Origin of the sequence: Streptomyces sp. SID12501 (assembly GCF_010550245.1) — a bacterium.
Taxonomy (GTDB): Bacteria; Actinomycetota; Actinomycetes; order Streptomycetales; family Streptomycetaceae; genus Streptomyces.
Window position 1 is genome coordinate 1 of record NZ_JAAGLU010000893.1, and the last position, 407, is coordinate 407.

Below are 407 nucleotides of genomic sequence, written 5' to 3' on the forward strand. Positions count from 1 at the left end.
AGGCGTACTACACGAGCGACGCCGTGGGCCAGATCATCGAAACCACCGTGCGGAACGTGGCGGACTACCTCGCCGGCCGCCGCTCCGAGAACACCCTCGTGCCCGGCCCCGCCTGACCGGGCCCGGGCAGGGCCCACACCGCGCTCACACCGGCGCCCGCACCCCGATCAGCAGGTCGCGGACCAGCTCCACGCCGCGCAGGGTCAGCACCGACTCGGGATGGAACTGGACGCCCGCCACGCCCGCGGCCGGTGACCGCAGCGCGTGGACCTCGCCCGTCACCGGGTCCCGGGACACCTCCACCCCCTCGGCGGCCAGCCGCGCGGCCAGGTCGTCGGCGCAGTGCGCGGTGTACGTGTTGTAGAAGCCGACCACCTCCTCGGCCCCGAACAGGTCGATGCGGGTCT

The 407-nt window shown here is 74.0% G+C and carries 2 pseudogenes; one reads left to right on the plus strand and one right to left on the minus strand.

From position 1 onward, the window contains the following. Positions 1 to 116, plus strand: a pseudogene (locus tag G3I71_RS52125) (2-hydroxyacid dehydrogenase); the annotation flags it as partial. Between the two features lie 28 nt (positions 117 to 144). Here G3I71_RS52125 and G3I71_RS49010 read toward each other — a convergent pair. Beyond that, positions 145 to 407: pseudogene (locus G3I71_RS49010) on the minus strand (phenazine-specific anthranilate synthase component I); the annotation flags it as partial.